Annotated in this window: 1 pseudogene; it reads right to left on the reverse strand. The window is 36.5% G+C overall.

From position 1 onward, the window contains the following. Positions 1-249: pseudogene (locus AAEZ02_RS23145) on the reverse strand (penicillin-binding protein 2); the annotation flags it as partial.

The following is a 249-nucleotide window of genomic DNA, read 5'->3' on the forward strand; positions in this document are numbered from 1 at the left end:
TTGGTGGTGACCTGGCATGCCGTGAAGTAAACTTTCATAAAATTTTTCAATGCCGATCTTACCAATGTCTTTTGTTGCCGCATAGTTTTTCCATTGGTCGCTTTTTTCAAGCTGCGACTTATTTCGGCTATTAATTTTGCCGACATAACACAACACATGAGTCATTAACTCATTATAGGGATAGTGACTTTTTAAGCCTGCTTCAAAATAAATACCGGGGAATTTAAATTGATTAACACTAAATATGGC

The sequence above is a fragment of the Shewanella sp. T24-MNA-CIBAN-0130 genome, assembly GCF_040310185.1.
GTDB lineage: Bacteria > Pseudomonadota > Gammaproteobacteria > Enterobacterales > Shewanellaceae > Shewanella > Shewanella psychromarinicola.